Genomic DNA, 17,773 nt, shown 5'->3' with positions numbered 1-17,773 from the left:
GAAGAGTGAGGTGGCAAGTTTCTGGCCGTTATAGGTCTCAAATTTTCTGGGGGCAGCTATGGAGATCGTCGCCGTCGACTCGGTGGTGCTCGGCGACGCGCACTTCGTCCAGGTGCACACCGCCGACGGGCTGACCGGCGTCGGCCAGTCCGCCTGCTGGGGCTACCCCGCGGCGGTGCACGCCGTGGTCGAAGCCTTCCGCCCGTACCTGCTCGGCGCCGACCCGCGGCGGATCGAGCACCACTGGCACCACCTGTACCGGATGGGGCCGTTCCGCGGCTCGGTGCTCACCGCCGCCGTCTCCGCGATCGACATCGCGCTGTGGGACGTGCTCGGCAAGCAACTCGGCGTGCCCGTCTGGCAGCTGCTCGGCGGCCAGGTCCGGGACCGGATCCGGCTGCACCTGCTGCTGGGCGGCACCGGTGCCGACGACCTGGCCGCCCAGGCGGCGGCCGCCGTCGCCGACGGGTTCACCGCCGTCAAGTTCGACCCGCTGCCGGCCGACTACGCGAACCTGTCGGTGGCCCGGCTGGTCGCGCAGACCGAAGCCACCACCGCAGCCGTGCGCGACACCGTCGGGCCCGACGTCGACCTGCTGATCGAACTGCACCGCAAACTCACCCCGCTACAGGCCGAATCGGTCGTACCCGTACTGGCCCGGCACCTGCCGCTGCTGGTCGAGGACCCGATCCAGATCGACAGCGTCAGCAGCCAGGCCGACGTGGCGCGTCGGGCGGCCGGCGTACCGATGGCCAACGGCGAACGACTGCACACCATCTGGGAGTTCAAGGAGTTGCTCGCCCAGGGCGGTGCCCAGTACGTGCGCCCCGACGTCGGCCTGGCCGGCGGACTCAGTCACGCCCGTAAGATCGCCGCGCTGGCCGAGGCGCACCACGCCGCCGTGGTCACCCACAACTGCCTCGGCCCGCTGCTGACCATGGCGTCGGTGCACCTCGACGCGGCGATCCCGAACTTCGTCGTGCAGGAGTACTCGCCACTGGACGACACCCTCGCCGCCGGCCCCGCCCGCCCGGCGGTCCGCCGTGACGGCGGCTTCCTGCCGGTGCCCGACCAACCGGGCCTCGGCGTCACCCTCGACCTGACCGACGCCGCACCACTGGACCTCACCGGCCGGCCACTGACCCGGATTCCGCGCCGCGCCGACGGCTCCGTCGCCTACGCCGTCTGAGCCGGATCCTTCCGGCCTGCCCGACCCCTCCGGCGTACTGTGTCACTCCAATTCCGACAGGTCGGACGAGCGAGGGGTCGATACGCTTGTCGGCATGTCGCAACCGACGCCCGAGACCCGTTCGGACCGGCAACTGGTCTTCGCCTCCGACGAGGTGATGGGCCGGATCGCGCAGCAGGTCCAGCCGCAGATCCAACAACCTGCGTCGCGCCGTCGGCGACCAGCGGGGCCAGCGTCGCGGCGACCGCGCTGTGGGCCCTGCAGTTCGCCACGCTGATCGCGATCTTGGCGGTCGTCACCACCCTGGTCCGGCGGCGCGCCACCCCGGCTGAGCAGGGTGGTGACACCCCGCCCAGCCAAATCCTGTTGCGTGCCGTGCGCGGCGCGCTGTTCACCGTCGTCTGCGCGGCACTGGTGCTGGCGTGGCAAGGGCTGTCGGTCGGTCAGATCGCGGTGCTCGCCGGGACGATCGCCGCCCTCCTGCATCTGGCACCGATGTTCATCGCCCGGCTACTACTGCGCCGCCGACAGCGCGGCGACGCAGCAGCCCGGTGACTCGCCCCGTGACCCGGTGGCCTCAGGCCGGTTCGACCGGTAGCCACAACTCACAGGTCGCGGTGCTGAAATCGGCAGCGCGGTCGAGCACCGCGACCATCGACGGACCTGGCCGCAGCCGCCACGGATTCGACGGGAACCAGTCGGCCGCCGTCGCCGCCCAAGCCGACTGCAGGGCCTGCGGGTACGGCCCGGCGACGCGGAAGACCGCCCACCTGCCGGCCGGTGCCGTCACGGCGTCCAGGTCGGCGGGCGTGGCCGTCTCCGCCGCGACCGCGACCCCGTGCAGGTAGGTCAGCTCGCTGCCTTCGGTGGCGTCCGGGTCGAGGTCGGCGAAGACCTGCAACAGGCCGGCCGGATCGGTGCCACACAGGTCTTTCAGCCGCCCATGCTCCTGGGCCGGCAGCGCGGCGATGTGCTGCTGGATGTGCGGGTTGACGCCGTGGTGGATCAGCGGGACCCGGGTCGCGTGTCCAACGAGCCGAAACTCGGGCCGGTCGACGATACGGGTGTCCATCGGGATGCTCCCTTCGACGGTCAGGCGGAACCTGAGCTGTAACTGGCTGCGAAGGGGCCTCCATCGCGGCGCACGTCACTCGGGCCGACACCGTGGACCGCCCGGAACGCCCGCCCGAACGCCTCGGTCGAGCCGTACCCGTGCCGGACGGCGATGCTCAGCAGATCGTCGTCGCCGCGCACCAGCTCGGCGGCGGCAACCGTCATCCGGCGTCGGCGCACGTACTCCGACAGCGGCATCCCGGCCAGCGACGAGAACATCCGCCGCAGGTGGTACTGGGTCGTGCCGAGCGTCCTGGCCAGCGCGTCCATGTCGAGCTCCTCGGTCAGGTGCTCTTCGACGAGGTGGACCAGCCGGTTGAGTGCCGAGATCACGTAGGCCTCCCTTCGACGTCCAGCCTGGCCGAGCGCACCCTGGCGGTGCCCGACCGTCGTGGCCCGATCCGATCATCCGGCCGCCCGACCCGGTTTGGGCGCCGATCAGACGTCAGTCGACGATCGGGCTGCGGCGCTCGAGCAGCACCACGTCGCGCCAGCGGCCGTGATGGCAGCCGACGCGCTCACGGGTGCCGATGGTGCGGAAACCACAGCTGTGGTGCAGGACGAGGCTGGCGGTGTTCTCGGGGAACACCCCGGCCTGGATCGTCCAGATGCCGGCCTGCTCGGTCGAGGCGATCAACTGCCGGAGCAGCAGCCGGCCCACGGCGCGCCCACGGGCGTCCGGGTGGACGTAGACGGAATGCTCGACGACTCCGGCGTAGACGCACCGGTCGGAGACCGGGGTGCACGCGGTCCAGCCGAGGACGGTGAGGTGAGCGGCATCGGCGTCAACGGCGACCCAGCGGTGGTCCGGCAATCGGGTGGCCGTGAAGCTGTCCCAGCCGGGCGGTTCGGTCTCGAAGGTGGCGTTGCCGGTGGCGATGCCGAGCCGGTAGATGTCGAGCACGACGTCGCGGTGCACGTCGGTCATCGGGATGAGCGTCACCGGCGGTGCCGCGCCGGTGTCGGTCACCGCGCGGCTCCGGCGGTGGTGGCGACGTCGAGGAGCCGGGACAGGGCGGCGAGCCGGGTCGGGACGATCCAGTAGTACACCCAGGTGCCCCGGCGCTCGCAGTCGATCAGGCCGGCTTCGCGCAGCACCTTCAGGTGGTGGGAGATGGTCGGCCCGGTCAGGGTGAACGCCTCGGTCAGGTCGCAGACGCACACCTCGCCGTCGGCCTGGGACGCGATCAGCGACAGCAGCCGCAGGCGTACCGGGTCGCCGAGGGCCTTGAAGCCGGGGGCCAGGCCCGTCGCCGCCCCGTCGGTGAGCGCCTGGTCGGTCAACGGGGCGCAGCAGGTCGACGGGTCCGGCACGACCGGCAACTCTTGTCTTGACACACGTCTAGTTTGACAATCATCAAGTCGGCGCGCAAGCTTGCTGTATAGATATCCGTCTAAGCGGTGATCGAGGTGCGGGACGTTCCGTTGCCAAAAGCGGTCCGCTGTCAGGCGGGCGGCGGTGGGTGGCCCGGATGGTCGAAGACCGGGTACGCCCAGAGCGGCTCGCCGTCGGCGTCGGCGACCTCGGCGAACAGGTGTGCCAGCGAACGGGTCCACCGGGCCTGCACCTGCGACGCGGCGGTGACCCGGCTGGCGTTACCGAAGCCGTTGCGGGTCCGCAGCACGCAGATCAGCATTAGCCCGTACCGGTAGATGCGGTAGTCGTAGATGCCGGCCTCGTCGATCAGCGCTGACAACTCCGGCCAGACCTCGGCGTGCCGCCGCTCGTACTCCTGCTCGGCGCCGGGGCGCAGCCGGTACACGTGACACAGCTGCGCGCCCGGCGTCTCGCTGTCGGCGGGTGCGCTCACTTGCCGGAGCCCGCGAGCGCGCCGGAGACCAGTTGCCGCTGGAACACCAGGTAGACGATCAGCACCGGCAGCAGCGCCACGATCAGGCCGGCGCTGACCAGCGGCACCGACACGTCGTACTGGCCGGACAGCAGCGACACCCCGACCATCAGGGTCTTGGAGTCCGACCCGCCCATGATGACCAGCGGCAGCAGCAGGTCGTTCCACATCCACACGAAGTTGAAGATGGCCAGCGCGGCCAGAGCCGGGGTAGCGATCGGCACCAGGAGCCGGAACAGGATGGTGAAGTGCCCGGCACCGTCCATCCGGGCGGCTTCGATCAGCTCGTCGGGCACCTGCTGGAAGTAGCCGGCCAGCTGGTAGGTGCCCAGCGGCAGGCCGAACGCCGCGTACGCCAGGATCAGCCCCTGGTATTCGCCGGACATGCCCAGGTCGAGCACGGTCTGGTAGAGCGGGTAGATGATCGCCTGGCTGGGGATGGTCAGCGTGATGATGATCAGCAGGAAGACGGCCTTGCCGCCGCGGAAACGCAGCTTCGTCACCGCGTACGCGACGAGCAGCGCGGCCAGCACCGACAGCACCAGCCCGCCCGCGGTGGTGATCAGCGAGTTGAGCAGCAGCCGGGGCATGTCCATCCGGCGGAACGCCTCGGCGTAGTTTTCCAGGGTCACCCCGGTGGTCGGCAGCCCGAGCGGGTCCTCGGCGAAGCCGTACTGCGTCTTCAGTGAGCTGATCACGGTGAACAGCAGCGGGTAGATCGCCGCGACCGCGACGACGACCAGCGCGAACGTCAGCAGGTAGCGCCCGAGTCGGGCGGTGGTCCGTCGGCTCATCGCGGCTTGCGGGTCCCCTCTTTGAACATGTGCCGCACGGAGAAGATCGACAGCACGGCGACGAAGACGAACAGGGCGATGCCGATCGCGGACCCGTAACCGCGGTCGAGGAAGGTGAAGGTGGTCAGGAAGACCAGGTACTCCGGCAGCATGGTGGCGTCACCGGGGCCGCCCTGGGTCAGCGCGTAGATCAGCGGGAACAGCCAGATCAGCACCCCGGAGGCGCACAGCACACTCCAGTACGCCACGGTCGGGCGCAGCATCGGCACCACGATCGAGAACAGCCGTCGCCAGAAACCGGCCCCGTCGAGGTACGCCGCTTCGAGCATCTCGTCGGGAATGGTGGCCAGCCCGGCCAGGTAGGTCATCACCCCGAGCCCGAAGAAGCTCCACAACGCGACGGCGACCAGCGAGAAGAGCGCGCTGTAGCGGCCGTTGAGCCAGGCGACCGCCAACGGGTCGAGCCCGATCGTGCGCAGGCCGGCGTTGATCGGGCCGTCGGGCGCGAGGATCTGGCGGAACATGATGCCGACGACGATCGGCGCGATCGTGTACGGGACGAAGTAGACGGCCCGGAAGAACTTCCAGCCGGGGGCCCGCTGGTGGATCAGCACCGCCAGCACCAGCGGCAGCACCACCCACACCGGCAGGGTGGCGACCACCATCAGCGCGTTGCGGAAGCTGGTGATGACCATCGGGTCGTCGAGCATCCGCAGGTAGTTGTCGGCGCCGGCGAACGTGGCGCCGCCGAAGCCGGCCGACGACTCCATGCTGGTGATCACACCCCGTACCAGCGGCACCAGTTTGAACGCCACGGCCAGCGCCAACGCCGGGGTCACCAGCAGCGCGGCCAGCCACCACTCGCGGGCGTGCCGGTGGCGGCGGGCCGGCCGGCGGGCGGATACGGGCGTCCGGTCGGCGGACGTCGGCTCCGGTGCCGGCGCGGTGGAGATCGTCATCGCGGTGTCCTTAGCCTGGCAGGGGTGCCGTCGATGGGCAGGCGGTGCCATGCCTGCCCACCGACGCGGCGGTCAGTTCTGCTGCTTGGTCGGGCTGCGTTCCAGGGCCTGCTGCATCTGTTCGGCCCACGCGTCAACGGTGAGCTGGCCGAGCGTGACCTGCTGCCAGCCGCGGGCCAGCGCGTCGGCCTCCGGGCCGGAGAGCATCACGCCGGCGTGCAGGGTCGGGTCGGCGACCAGTTCCTGGATCTTGAGGAACGCCGGTGAGTCGGGCAGCAGTGCGGAGTCCACGTTCCTGTTCAGCGGCTGCCCCTTCGCGTACTCCACCCACAGCTCGCCGTTCTCCTTGCTGGCCAGCCAGGAGATAAAGGTCAGACCGGCGTCCTTCTTGTCGCTCCACTGGGTGACGCCGTAGACGGCGCCTTCGATGCCGGAGAACTTCTGCGCCAGCGGCGCGTCCGGGTTGATCACCGGCCATCGGGTGACGCCGAGGGTCTCGTCGCCGAGGGCCTCGCCGAACGCCTGCCAGTTGACCGCGTCGGAGATGATCGTGCCGGCGAAGGCGGCGTCACCGCGCTGGAAGATGTCCGCGCCATCGGGCAGCATGGTGATCGACGGAGCGTTGTCGTTGGCCCAACCGCTGGTGGTGATCTCCGCTAGCTTTTCCAGCGTGGACACCAGCTTCGGGTCGGTCCAGGAGATGGTGCCGGCCAGCAGGGCGCGGATGTCGTCCTCGGTCAGGTAGTTGCGGGCAATCTCCGGGAAGTCCCAGTACGCCGGGAAGGTGCCGGACAGCCCGAGCGCCAGGCAGGTCTTGCCGGTGGCGGCGACCGCCTCGCAGGCCGCGCCGAACTCGTCCCAGGTGGCCGGCGGCTGTTCCGGGTCGAGCCCGGCGGCGGCCAGCACGTCCTTGTTGTAGTAGAGGACGTTGCCCTGGTAGGAGAACGGCACGCCGTAGCAGTTCTTGCTGGTGTCGAAGTCCTCGCAGGTGCCGCTGTAGGACACCAGGTCCTTGTTGATCTCGGCCGCCTGCTCGCCGAGCGGCACGTACGCGTTGCGCCGATCGAACAGCTCCAGCCCGGCGTTGTTGGCCATCACGTCCGGCCCGGACTGGGAGGTGATGTACGGTCCCTGTACCTCGGGGTACTTGTCGAACGGGACCGATTCCATCTCCAGCTTGATGTCCGGGTGGCTGGCCTCAAAACGGCTCTTGACCTGCTGCCAGTATTCGGCACCACCCGGCTCCCAGGTCAGCACCTTGAGGGTGACCGGTCCGTCGGCGGTGCCGTCGTCACCGCCGCAGCCGGTGAGCAGCACGGCGGCTGCCGTCCCAGCGGCGGCGAGGCCGGCAAGGGTACGTCGTCGATTCATCCGGTGAAGCTCCTAATCAGCGAGAGGTGTGGCGGATCCGGTGGGTAGCGCCACCGGCGGCGGCGCTGTCGGCGATGGCGGCGGCGACCTCGACCACGTGCAGGCCGTCGGCAAGCGGTACGACCGGACTGTGGTCGCTGCCGTCGACGCGGTGCAGGAAGTGCCGCAGTTCGGTGGCGAGCGCACCGCCGCCGTCGGCGGGCGACACCTGCCAGTCCGGCGCTTCGGTCTGTTCGGCCTGCACCAGCAGGGTGGGGTGGGCGAGGTCGACGTGACCGACCCCGTCGGTGCCGTACACCTCGACGAGGTCGCTGGTGTGGTTGGGCGAGTGTTCGGGCAGCAGGTAGCTGTTGCGGATCGACGACACGACGTCGTTGGCGTGTCGCAGCTCCGCCCAGACGAGGACCGGCGTGGCCGATCCGGGTCGGGTCCGGGCCGTGGCGCGCACCTCGACCACCGGCGCCTGCGCGTACCACAGAGCGAGGTCGATGTCGTGCACCGCGGTGAGCAGCGCGGGATGCTCGTGCGGGAAGAGTCGGCTCAACGTGCGCGGCCGGTCCCGGCGCGACGAGACGGCCAGCACCCGGCCGAGTCGGCCGGCGCGTACGGCGTCGTACAGTGCCCGGTGCGCAGGACTGAACCGCAGGATGTGGCCGGGCTGGCAGAGCACGTCGTGCGCCTGGGCGGCCGCGACGATGGCAGCGGCGTCGTCGACCGTCGTGGCCAGCGGCTTTTCCAGCAGTACGGGTACACCGGCGGCGAGCAGCGCGACGGCGACCGCCCGGTGGACCGGGCCGGGTACGCAGACCGAGGCGGCGTCGGGCCGGGCCACGGCGAGCAGTTCGGTGACGGTGCTGAAGGTGCGGCCGACGCCGTACTGCCGGGCGACGTGTTCCCGGGCGACCGGGTCGGGGTCGACGACGGCGTCGACGGTGACACCGAGTGATCGGTAGGCGGCCACATGCCGGGTGCCGAACGCGCCGGCTCCGAGCACGGCGACCCGCGGTTCGGAGTTCATCGGTCCGCCGCCCCGGTGACCCGTCCCGGTTCGGCTCGTGCGGACGGTTGTGCCGGGATCGTGGTGCCGGGCTGGGCGAGCCCGCCGGCGAGGACGGCCCGGGTCAGCCGTTCCAGCACCGTCACCCCGACGCCGATGCACCGTTCGTCGACGTCGAACGAGCCGGAGTGCAGTGGCGCACCGCCGACTGTGCCGTTCGACACGCCGAGTTTGACGTACAGGCTGGGGCCGAGAGCGCCGAGCAGTGCGAAGTCGTCGGTGGTCAGCGGTGGGACCGACAAGGGGTGCAGGTCGACCAGACCGGGCAGTACGGCGTCGGCAAGGGCGACGAGCTGGTCCGCGTTGCGTACCGGCGGCATCTCGTTGGCCCAGGTGAAGCGTAGGTCGAGGTCGAGAGCGTCGGCCTGCCCGACGGCGACCCGTTCGATCGCCTGTTTGAGCCGGGCCCGGGCGGCCGGATCGTGGGTGCGCAGCGTGCCGGTCGCTTCGGCGCGTTCGGCGACCTGGCTCTGGCTGGCGCCGCCGGTGATCGTGCCGATGTTGAAGGCGACCAGATCGTCGGGGTTCTGTGCGCGGGCGACGGCGGCGTGCAGGGCGGTCACGGTGGTGGCGAGACCGAGGATGGCGTCGCGGCCGCTGGCCGGGGTGGCGGCGTGTGCGGCCCGGCCGACCAACTCGACGCGGAAGGCGTCCTTGGCGGCCATCGCGGTGGTCCGGTCGACACCGAGGGCTCCGGCGGGTAGTCCTGGCCAGCAGTGCAGCCCGAGTACGGCGTCGAAGCGCCGGTCGGCGAGTGCCGGGTCGGCGAGCACGGCGGCGGCCCCTGAGTCGGCGCCGAACGGGATCTCCTCTGCGGGCTGGAAGAGCACGGTGACGCTGCCGGCCGGTGGCGGGTCGCCGGCGATCCGGGCGGCGACCCCGTACGCGACGGTCATGTGTACGTCGTGCCCGCAGGCGTGGCAGACGCCCGGGGTACGGGAGGCGTAAGGCACCTCCTTGGCATCCGACACCGGGTACGCATCCATATCGGCCCGAATAAGTACGGCTGGTCCAGGAGCGGCGGAGTTGAGCTCCAGAAGCAGTCCGGTGCCGGCTATGCCAGTGTGTAGCCGGCCCAGTGGTCCCAGCAGTCTCTGCAGTGTCGCTGCCGTCTGCTGCTCCTCGAAACGCAGCTCAGGGTGCTGGTGAAGTTGGCGCCGCAACTGCGTCAGCGCTTCGACCTCGTTGCCTGCCAGCGTCACCTAGCTTCACCTCACGTGTGACATAAATCCGGACCTAATAGAGACAGAACTTAGGTCAGCGGGTGCGTCGCGTCAATGGGCTGGTCGGATCCGGGTTAGGGTCCGGCCATGGAACGGGCCGACGCACACCTGCACCTGTTCGCCGACGGCTATCCGGGCCGGTACGGCAGATCCCCGTCAGGCGGGCAAGATATATCTATATACCAGGACATACGGCGAGAACACGTGATCAGCCGTGCTCTCGTCGTCGGCTACGAGGGCGAGCCCCGCTTCGCCGGCAACAACCACTACCTGGCGAGCCTCGCCGCCGTACACGACTGGCTGGCCCCGGTCGCCTACCTGCACCCCGGCGGAACGAAACCCGGCGACGAGAACGGCGGTCGGCGGAGCCAGACCGGCGACACCGCACCCGGCCACTGGCTGGCCGCCGGGTTCGTCGGCTTCGCCGCCTACCTGGGCGACCGGGACAGCGCCGACTGGTTCGCCGACTGGTTGACTCGGCACACCGCCACCGTCAACCGGGCGCACTGCCTACTCAGCTTGAACGCCGTACCGGCCGCTGTCGCCCGGCTCGGCCCGGCGCTCGCCGCGGTCGGCGACTGCACCGTGCTGTTCAGCCACCTCGGTCTGCCTGGCCGGCAACCCGCACCGCCGGCACCGTCGACGGCAGCCACCATCCTCGCCCCGCTGGGTGGGCTGGCCAGGCTGCCCCACGTCGGGGTGAAGGTCTCCGGTCTGTACGCGGTCAGCGACCCCCCGTACGACCACCCGCACGCGGCCGCCCGGCCCTTCGTCGAGCAGCTGATCGAGTGGTACGGGCCACAACGGCTCTACTGGGGCTCCGATTTCCCGCCCTGTCTGGACCACGTCTCGTTCGCCCAGACACTCGATCCGGTCGGCCTGGTCGGCCTGAGTGCCGACGAATATGCGGACGTGGCCGGCCGGAACCTGCTAAGGACTCTCGGCGACAACAGGTAGCGGATGGTCAACGATCGTTCACCCGGGGTCGGGGCTCGCGCCACATCGGCCAGATCGGCGGGCCGTCGGGCAGCCGGACCGGTCCGTGCGGTCGGTAGCCGTGCCGGAGGTAGAGATCCCGGTTGCGGGGCGTGGTCGCCTCCAGGTAGCCGGGGGTGCCGTAGCCGTCCAGATGCCGGTGGTGGTGCCGCAGCAGCGCACTGCCCAATCCACTGCCCTGCCGCCATGGCACCACCGCCAGGTAGGCCAGATGCCAGTGCGGCTGCCACGGATGGTGCGCCGCCAGGATCCGGCCCAACGCGGCGAAGCGGGGTTGCCACCGTCCGGTCGCGGTTAGCAGTTGCAGCTCGTGGTCGCTGACCGCCTCCGGCTCGGTGGGCGTACGTCGCCCGCGCGGGTGCCAGACCGCGACCCCGCTGAACTGGCCGGCGACGTGCACCGTACCGCCGGCCCGGATGGCGTGATCGAGCTCGATGGTGAACAGCGTCCGGAAGATCTCCGCCCGTGCCTCCAGGTCACTGATCAGCCACTGCGACACCGGCGCGATCAGAAACGCCTCGGTGAGCAGGGTGGCGGCCTGCGGGAGGTCGTCCACTCCGGCGGTACGGATCGTCACTGCGGCTGGGTGGATCGCGGTCATCAGCGGCCTCCTGCCGGTCGGCGTATCTGCGCGACGGGTTGGCCCAGCCGGTGGGCCGGGCAATGCAGGTGACGCCCGTGGTGCCGGGCCGGATGGCGTAGCGGCAGGTCAGATGCCCGACACTCGTACTGTCGGTGGTGGATGCTGCAATACCCCGACCGGCGTCGGTGTGACGACCGGTGTCGCGGCAGAAGCGGAGGCTCGGTGGCGACGTTCGTGCTGATCCCCGGCGGTGGGACCGATCCGTGGTACTGGCACCGGCTGGTCGACGAGTTGCGGGTCCGTGGGCATGAGGCGATCCCGGTCGACCTGCCGTGCGAGGACGACGCCGCAGGGCTCGACGAGTACGCCGACACCGTGGTCGCCGCGATCGGCGGTCGGGCGGACGCCGTACTGGTCGCGCACTCGCTCGGCGGCTTCACCGGGCCACTGGTGGCCGCCCGGGTGCCGGTGCGGATGCTGGTGCTGCTCAGCGCGATGATTCCGGTGCCGGGCGAGACCGCCGGGGACTGGTGGGCGAACACCGGTCACGCGGCCACCCTGGCCGGGCAGCCCGAGTCGGACGTGCTCGCGCTGTTCACCCACGGGATGCCGGACGACCTTGCGGCGGAGGTGCTGCGGCACGACCGAGACCAGTCCGGCACGCCGTTCGGACAGCCCTGGCCGCTGCCGGCCTGGCCGGATGTGCCGACCCGGTTCGTCGTCTGCCGCGACGACCGCTTCTTTCCCGCCGACTTCATCCGCGGCCTGGTCGCGCAGCGGCTCGGCTTCACGCCTGACGAGATCGGCGGCGGCCACCTGGCGGCGCTCACCCACCAACGGGAGTTGGCCGACCAGTTGGAGGCGTACCTCCTCGACTGACGCGACCAGGTGCCCGCCGAGCGTGCAACCGGCGCGCACCGGACCGGGGGGCGCCGCAGGTCCGCGGCGCCCCCCGGGCTCGGTGCACTGTCTCGCCGGGCCCGGTCAGGGTCGACCCGACCGGGCCCGGGACAGGATCACAGCTCGAGCGACCAGGTGTTGATGTAGCCGGTGTCGCCGCTGAAGATGTCGCGGACCCGCAGCTGCCAGGTCCCGTTGGCGGTCTCCGACGACAGGTTCACCGGGTACGTCTCGATCACGTTGTCGGCTCCGTCGAAGAACGCCCAGCTCTTCAACCGGTAGGAGGAGCCGTCCGGGGCGATCAGGTCGACGATCAGGTCACCCCGGTAGGTGTGCTGGATGTTGACGTCCACCGTCGACGACGACGAGGGGGTGCTGCTGCAGCCGCTGATCGAGATGCTGCTGCTCACCCACGATCCGCTGTCCGGGATCGCCACGTCGGTGCCGTTGGTGCCGGTGCAGCTGCCGCCCGGACCGATCACCGTCAGGGTGAACGTCGCGGTACGGGTCGCCGAGCTGCCGGTGCCGGTGACGGTGACCGGGTAGCTGCCGCCCGGAGTGCTCGCCGAGGTGCTGACGGTCAGGGCGGCCGAGCCGCCCGAGGTGACGCTCGACGGGCTGAAGCTGGCGGTCGCGCCACTCGGCAGACCGCTGGCCGAGAAGCTGACCGACTGGGCCGATCCGGACGTGGTGGCGGTGGAGACGGTCGCCGTCACCGAACCACCCGGGGTGGTCGAGCCGGACGTCGGGCTGACCGACATGGAGAAGTTGTCCGCCGGCGGGGTGCCGTCGTTGACTACGTACAGCAGGCGGTTGGGCGAGCCGCTGCCCGGGTTGCCCACCGCGCCCACCGTCGCGTTGTCGTACAGGTAGCCGCGGACCTCCTGCGGGCTCCAGCCGGGGTTGGTCGAGGCGACCAGGGCAGCCGCGCCGGCCACGTGCGGCGCGGCCATCGAGGTGCCGCTGATGGTGTTCGTCGCGGTGTCGCTGGTGTGCCAGGCCGAAGTGATCGACGACCCGGGGGCGAACACGTCAAGGCAGGTGCCGTAGTTGGAGAAGCTGGACCGGCCGTCGTTGCTGGTGGTGGAGCCGACGGTGATGGCTTCGGTGACCCGGGCCGGGGAGGTGTTGCAGGCGTTCGCGTTGCTGTTGCCCGCCGCCAGGCTGTAGGTCACACCGGCCGCGATCGAGTTGCGCACCGCGGTGTCCAGCGAGGTGTTGGCGCCGCCGCCGAGGCTCATGTTGGCCACCGCCGGCAGTTCGGCGTTGTCGGTCACCCAGTCCACCCCGGCGATGACCCCGGCGGTGGTGCCGCTGCCGGAGCAGTTCAGTACCCGGACGCCGACCAGGGTGACGTCCTTGGCGACGCCGTACGCGGTGCCGCCGACGGTGCCGGCGACGTGCGTACCGTGGCCGTTGCAGTCGTCTGCGGACCCGCCGTCGACGGCGTCGAAGCCGCTGACTGCCCGGCCGCCGAAGTCGTTGTGGCCGAACCGGATCCCGGTGTCGATGATGTACGCGTGCACGTTGGACGCGGTGTTCGGGTAGGTGTACGAGTCGTCCAGCGGCAGATCGCGCTGGTCGATCCGGTCCAGCCCCCATGACGGCGGGTTCGGCTGCGTGCCGCTGATCCGTACGGTGTGGTTCTGCTCGACGTACTCGACCGCTGGGTGGGCGGCGATCCGGGCCGCCTGCTTGGCGTTGGCGGAGATCTCGAAGCCGCGCAGCGCGGCGGCGTAGGTGCGGGCGACCGTCCGACCGTGCTGGCTGGCCAGGTTGCGGGCGGTCGCGGCGACCTGTCCCCGGGTGACCGCGCTCTTCTTGAAGACCACGATGTAGCTGTCCGGTACGGCGGTCGGTCCACCAGCGTGCCGGATCGTCCCCTCCGGTTCGGCGGCGGTGACCGGTCCGGTGACTGCCGCCACCATGGCCAGTGCGGTGGCACCGACGATGATGATCCTGCGGGGGAGATTCATCTCCCGTCCTCCCATCAGATCGGCAGGGCGTCAGTCCGCTGACGGTGACAGCGGATCAGTGAACGCCGATCTTGCTGAGAGTAATCTGAGCGGACACTGGCAAGTTATATTCCGGAACGTCTATACCACTGGTGCGATGGAACCGACGGGATCATCGCCCACCTGCAACGCCGTGCCCGAACAGCGGGTAGTGCCGGGTGGTCCGAAACAAGGAATTTTCATGATCGCCCCTTGGTGGGGGCGGGCGATCGAGGCTCAGCGGGAGACCAGCCGACGGCGTACCCCGCGGGCGTACTTGCGGGCGACGAAAACGGTCGCCCGGCCGAGGCTGCGTGCTCCACCGACGGTGACCGTCTGCCCGGCCCGTCGGCCGCCGCGCGGTCCGGCCGTAGCCGAGCCGCCCGCCGCGCCCGACCCGGCTGGGGTCAGGTCGACCACGTCGTACTCGCTGCCGGTCTCCCACCGTTGCCCGTGGCTGGCGGCAACCGCCTCGACCAGCGCGCCGTCGGCGGTACCGGCGTGCAGCGCCCGGCTGCGGGCCGCGGTGGACCACAACTCGACGGCGTGGGTCGGGGCACCGGCACCGGCCGGCAGCACCCGGAGCAGCCCGCACCGCCACTTCTCCATCGCCTCGACCAGCGAGCGGACGGTCCGCGGACCGACGCCCAGCCGGGCCGGCACCCGGAGCAGGTACGGCGCGGGGAAAGCGGTCACCGGAGCGCTGCTGACCATGCGTACCCGTGGTTCGCTGCGGTACTCGGCGGCCAGCAGCCGCAGGTCGGCTCGGCTGCTGTCGGTCCCGCTGCTGTCGGTTCCGGCCACGGCCCAGTCGCCGACCAGGGCCACGTGCAGGTCGCGCTCGTCTCCGCCGAGCAGCCGGTCGACGCAGGACCGGACCACCTGGTACGGCTGGTCGACCGGTATCACGACGGTCACCAGTGGCACCTGCCAGACCCGGCCGGGCCGGTTGCGACGCGCGCGGGGGAACGGCACCAGGTCGGTCAGCTCGGCGTCGGCCCGCTCCCCGGCGGTGACCGAATTTGCCGGGGCGGCCGTCCACAGCGTCGCCGCCGGCTCCGGCACGAACACCGCCCCAGCCTGCGCCAGCCGGTAGGCGACCTCGACGTCAGTGCCCTGGAACCGGTCGGAGCCGGCCTGGTAGCGGTCCCGTTGGAAGGCGTAACCGGTGCCGGCGGCGGCCAGGAAAACGAGATGGTCGGCGGTGCGGAGCTGATGCGTGGTGTCGAGCAGCCGGGCCAGCCCGGGGTCGACCGTACTGCCCGGGAAGAGCTGGCCGAGGGTGCCGGCGCTGGCATGGGCCACGATCACGTCCGGGTCCGGGGCCCGGCCGGAGAAGATCATCGGTACGGCGACACTGACCGCCGCCGGACTGGCCTGCTGCCAGCGGGTGAGCGCCGAGACCAGGTCCGGTGCCGGGACCGCACCGGCCGGAATCCGGACGATGATCTCGCCCTTCGCGGTACCGACCTGGTCGGCGAAGTCGCTGTCGGCGGTGACGGTGACGATCTGCAACAGCCGGTCCGGGTACCGCTGCTGGCGCAGTGCGGCGACGGTACGGGCGGCGCCCGCCGGGTCGCCACCGTCGCCGACCACCAGCACGCTCACCTGGGCGGTGGGCGCCGGGTGACCGGGCTCCACGGGGGCGATCAGGGTCCAGTCGTTGTGTGGTGACGGAGCGGCGGACACGGCACCAGGCAGGGACACGCGTGCAGCGTACCGGAAGCCTGGCCGGTAGCCTCTGCCGTGATGTGGGTCGGTGTCGCGTGCCTCGACCCGACGTGGTGCTCCGAGCCGGAACGACAAGGTGGCGCAGGGTGGCGGAGAATGCGGTGGGTGGCGTCGTGCGCGGCGGGAGCCCCGAGCACCGGCGCTGGTGGTGGCGGGTCCGATTGACTGATCGACCGGACGGCCGTCCAGTGTCCGGGCCGACCACCGGGGCGGCCCGCCGCACGCTGGTGGACGCCGACTCGGTGGCGGCGCTGCGCCGCCTGCTGGCTGAGCCGGCCGCGGCTACGCCGACCCGCCAGCTGGTGGTCCGGGTACGCCGTTGGCGTCCGCCGACCGCCGGCTGGTCCGGCCGGCTGGGCCCGGTACCGGGCCTGCGGCGGCACCGGGTGCGGCTGCCGCGAGGTGGCGGCAACGCACGGCTGAGCGTGGACCTGGCCGAGCCGGTCCCGCTGCACGATCTGCTCACCGCCGCGCTGGCCGTGCTGGCGCCGGTCCGGCCGTTGCCGCGACCGGCCAGCGCCGACGTCGCGGCGGTCGGGGTGGCGCCCGGCTGGCTGCCGGTCGACGCCAACCACTCGGTGACCGGGGCGCTGGCGACGAACCCCGAGATTCGCGGGTACGACGTGGTGCTCGCCCCGGACGCGGCGACGCTGGCCCCGCCGTCGGACCTGGTCGGGGTGGCGGTGACCGCCGGTGGCACCGGCGCCCGGGTGGCCAACCGGCAGCCGCTGGTGCTGATCGATTCGGCGGTGGCGAACCCGGTCGGCCGGGGTCGCTGGTACGGGCCGACGGAGCCGACCGGAGTGTTGGAGTTCCTGCCCGGCGACCCGGTGTCGGGCTGGCAGGTGCGGCCGGCTGAGTCCGATCCGGCACCGGCGAATTCGCCACCGGTCGGGGTGGATTCCCCAGCAGCCGATGCGATGCCGGTGGCACGCGGCGGGTTGGTCGGCGCGCCGCTGTCCGGCGACCAGCTGGCGGCGATCCGCCGGTTCACCCACCTGACCTGCCCCGACGTGCCGGCGGTCGCGCCGGCGGCGGAGGCGACGCTGCTCGCCCAGCTGGCGGCGACCGGTGCCGTGCTGCGGGTGCCGCAACTGCCGCCGGCGGTAGCGGACCGGCTGGCCGAGCCGTTGCTGGCGGTGCTGCGCACCGACCTGCCCGGGGTCGGCGCGGATCCGTTGGAGTGGGAGATCCGCAGCGTACGGCAGCGGTCGGCGGCGTTGCGTGGGCACGCCGCCGCGTTCGCCGCCGGTGACGTCACCGGCGACACCTTTCCGGCACTGGCGGCACCGCCGTCGGTGAGCGCGGTGCTGGTCACTCGGCGTCCCGAGTACCTGCCGGATGTGGTCCGGCAGCTGGCCGGGCAAACCTACCCCGAACTGGAGATCGTGCTCTGCCTGCACGGTATCGAGTTGACGGCGGACCTGCGGGCGCGGCTCGGTGAGTGTGGCCGGCCGATCCAGATCTTCACCGCGCCGGCCGGGTTCAGCTTCGGGGAGGTGATGGGCGCGGCGACCGCTCGGGCGCGGGGCAGCCTGGTCACCAAGGTCGACGACGACGACCTGTACGGCCCGGAACACATCTGGGACCTGGTACTGGCCCGGGAGTACTCGGGCGCGATGCTGGTGGGCAAGGCGGCCGAGTTCGTGGTGCTGCAGATGCTCGGGGTCACGGTCCGTCGGGCGGCGGTGCCGCCGGAGGCGTACGGCGCCCCGGTGGCCGGCGGCACGATGTTGATGGCGCGCGGGGACCTGGAGGCGGTCGGTGGTTGGCGGCCGGTGCCCCGGTCGGTGGACCGTGGCCTGATGGACCGGGTGCTGCGCGCCGGCGGGCTGATCTACCGCACCCATCCGCTCGGCTACCTGTACGAACGACGGGCGGCCGGGCACACCTGGGACGCCGGTCTCGACTACTTCCTGCGTCGAGGTGGCCAGCAGTGGGACGGGGTACCCCGGCACCCGGAGTTTGGTACATCGTTGGCCGGGCTACCCGAAGTAACCGTTCGGTAGCCAG

At 71.2% G+C, this 17,773-nt stretch carries 18 protein-coding genes; 5 read left to right on the top strand and 13 right to left on the bottom strand.

The genetic code is table 11. From position 1 onward, the window contains the following. Window positions 1–58 precede the first annotated feature (58 nt). Together ACFHWU_RS05175 and ACFHWU_RS05170 are read left to right on the top strand one after the other, a co-directional pair. Window positions 59–1,189: a mandelate racemase/muconate lactonizing enzyme family protein gene (locus tag ACFHWU_RS05175; RefSeq protein WP_416589922.1), complete on the top strand. Its 1,131-nt coding sequence runs from the start codon at window positions 59–61 to the stop codon at window positions 1,187–1,189. A 285-nt stretch (window positions 1,190–1,474) separates the two neighbouring features. Then, on the top strand, window positions 1,475–1,744 hold the full coding sequence (locus tag ACFHWU_RS05170; RefSeq protein ID WP_416551155.1) for a hypothetical protein: 270 nt from the start codon (window positions 1,475–1,477) through the stop codon (window positions 1,742–1,744). A 22-nt stretch (window positions 1,745–1,766) separates the two neighbouring features. On the opposite strand, the gene ACFHWU_RS05165 is transcribed toward ACFHWU_RS05170, so the two are convergent. From ACFHWU_RS05165 to ACFHWU_RS05120, 10 genes are all read right to left on the bottom strand, one after another. Continuing rightward, a complete protein-coding gene (locus ACFHWU_RS05165; RefSeq protein WP_416589921.1) occupies window positions 1,767–2,261 on the bottom strand; it encodes a GyrI-like domain-containing protein in 495 nt (164 codons plus the stop codon). A 20-nt stretch (window positions 2,262–2,281) separates the two neighbouring features. Continuing rightward, on the bottom strand, window positions 2,282–2,635 hold the full coding sequence (locus ACFHWU_RS05160) for a helix-turn-helix transcriptional regulator (RefSeq protein WP_416589920.1): 354 nt from the start codon (window positions 2,633–2,635) through the stop codon (window positions 2,282–2,284). Between the two features lie 112 nt (window positions 2,636–2,747). Next, complete coding sequence (locus ACFHWU_RS05155) at window positions 2,748–3,230, bottom strand: GNAT family N-acetyltransferase (protein WP_416551397.1); 483 nt, start codon at window positions 3,228–3,230, stop codon at window positions 2,748–2,750. A 38-nt stretch (window positions 3,231–3,268) separates the two neighbouring features. Continuing rightward, window positions 3,269–3,640 carry an ArsR/SmtB family transcription factor gene (locus ACFHWU_RS05150; protein ID WP_416551157.1) on the bottom strand — a complete coding sequence of 124 codons (372 nt, stop codon included), beginning with the start codon at window positions 3,638–3,640 and terminating at the stop codon, window positions 3,269–3,271. Window positions 3,641–3,747: 107 nt separating this feature from the next. Further along, entirely contained in the window at window positions 3,748–4,113 is a 366-nt protein-coding gene (locus tag ACFHWU_RS05145) for an L-rhamnose mutarotase (RefSeq protein ID WP_416551158.1), read from the bottom strand. Next, entirely contained in the window at window positions 4,110–4,946 is an 837-nt protein-coding gene (locus ACFHWU_RS05140) for a carbohydrate ABC transporter permease (protein WP_282233411.1), read from the bottom strand. The genes ACFHWU_RS05145 and ACFHWU_RS05140 overlap by 4 nt, the downstream gene beginning before the upstream one ends. Then, window positions 4,943–5,905, bottom strand: a complete 963-nt coding sequence (locus ACFHWU_RS05135) for a carbohydrate ABC transporter permease (RefSeq protein ID WP_416551159.1) — start codon at window positions 5,903–5,905, stop codon at window positions 4,943–4,945. The genes ACFHWU_RS05140 and ACFHWU_RS05135 overlap by 4 nt, the downstream gene beginning before the upstream one ends. A gap of 72 nt (window positions 5,906–5,977) precedes the next feature. Beyond that, complete coding sequence (locus ACFHWU_RS05130) at window positions 5,978–7,276, bottom strand: ABC transporter substrate-binding protein (protein ID WP_416551160.1); 1,299 nt, start codon at window positions 7,274–7,276, stop codon at window positions 5,978–5,980. 16 nt (window positions 7,277–7,292) lie between these two features. After that, a complete protein-coding gene (locus tag ACFHWU_RS05125) occupies window positions 7,293–8,294 on the bottom strand; it encodes a Gfo/Idh/MocA family protein (protein WP_416589919.1) in 1,002 nt (333 codons plus the stop codon). Next, window positions 8,291–9,535, bottom strand: a complete 1,245-nt coding sequence (locus tag ACFHWU_RS05120; protein ID WP_416589918.1) for a M20 metallopeptidase family protein — start codon at window positions 9,533–9,535, stop codon at window positions 8,291–8,293. The genes ACFHWU_RS05125 and ACFHWU_RS05120 overlap by 4 nt, the downstream gene beginning before the upstream one ends. Before the next feature lie 108 nt (window positions 9,536–9,643). Here ACFHWU_RS05120 and ACFHWU_RS05115 point away from each other — a divergent pair, with 108 nt between their 5' ends. Next, complete coding sequence (locus ACFHWU_RS05115) at window positions 9,644–10,513, top strand: amidohydrolase family protein (RefSeq protein ID WP_416589917.1); 870 nt, start codon at window positions 9,644–9,646, stop codon at window positions 10,511–10,513. 7 nt (window positions 10,514–10,520) lie between these two features. Here the strand turns inward: ACFHWU_RS05115 and ACFHWU_RS05110 are convergent, their stop codons facing one another. Continuing rightward, window positions 10,521–11,153, bottom strand: coding sequence for a GNAT family N-acetyltransferase (locus ACFHWU_RS05110; RefSeq protein ID WP_416551164.1), 633 nt, complete (start codon window positions 11,151–11,153; stop codon window positions 10,521–10,523). Window positions 11,154–11,357: 204 nt separating this feature from the next. Here ACFHWU_RS05110 and ACFHWU_RS05105 point away from each other — a divergent pair, with 204 nt between their 5' ends. Beyond that, the gene (locus ACFHWU_RS05105) at window positions 11,358–12,014 is read left to right on the top strand and encodes an alpha/beta fold hydrolase (protein WP_416589916.1); all 657 of its coding nucleotides are present in this window, start codon (window positions 11,358–11,360) and stop codon (window positions 12,012–12,014) included. A 137-nt stretch (window positions 12,015–12,151) separates the two neighbouring features. Here the strand turns inward: ACFHWU_RS05105 and ACFHWU_RS05100 are convergent, their stop codons facing one another. Both ACFHWU_RS05100 and ACFHWU_RS05095 read right to left on the bottom strand, forming a co-directional pair. Then, window positions 12,152–14,011 carry a S8 family peptidase gene (locus ACFHWU_RS05100; RefSeq protein WP_416589915.1) on the bottom strand — a complete coding sequence of 620 codons (1,860 nt, stop codon included), beginning with the start codon at window positions 14,009–14,011 and terminating at the stop codon, window positions 12,152–12,154. A 255-nt stretch (window positions 14,012–14,266) separates the two neighbouring features. Further along, window positions 14,267–15,736 carry a hypothetical protein gene (locus ACFHWU_RS05095; protein WP_416589914.1) on the bottom strand — a complete coding sequence of 490 codons (1,470 nt, stop codon included), beginning with the start codon at window positions 15,734–15,736 and terminating at the stop codon, window positions 14,267–14,269. A gap of 212 nt (window positions 15,737–15,948) precedes the next feature. Between ACFHWU_RS05095 and ACFHWU_RS05090 the strand changes: the two genes are divergently transcribed. Next, window positions 15,949–17,769 (top strand): glycosyltransferase, encoded by a 1,821-nt coding sequence (locus tag ACFHWU_RS05090; protein ID WP_416589913.1) that lies wholly within the window; start codon window positions 15,949–15,951, stop codon window positions 17,767–17,769. Window positions 17,770–17,773 lie beyond the last annotated feature (4 nt).

It is taken from the genome of Micromonospora sp. LOL_015, assembly GCF_048060275.1.
Lineage (GTDB): Bacteria > Actinomycetota > Actinomycetes > Mycobacteriales > Micromonosporaceae > Micromonospora_E.
This window is presented reverse-complemented; position numbering and strand designations above follow the sequence as displayed.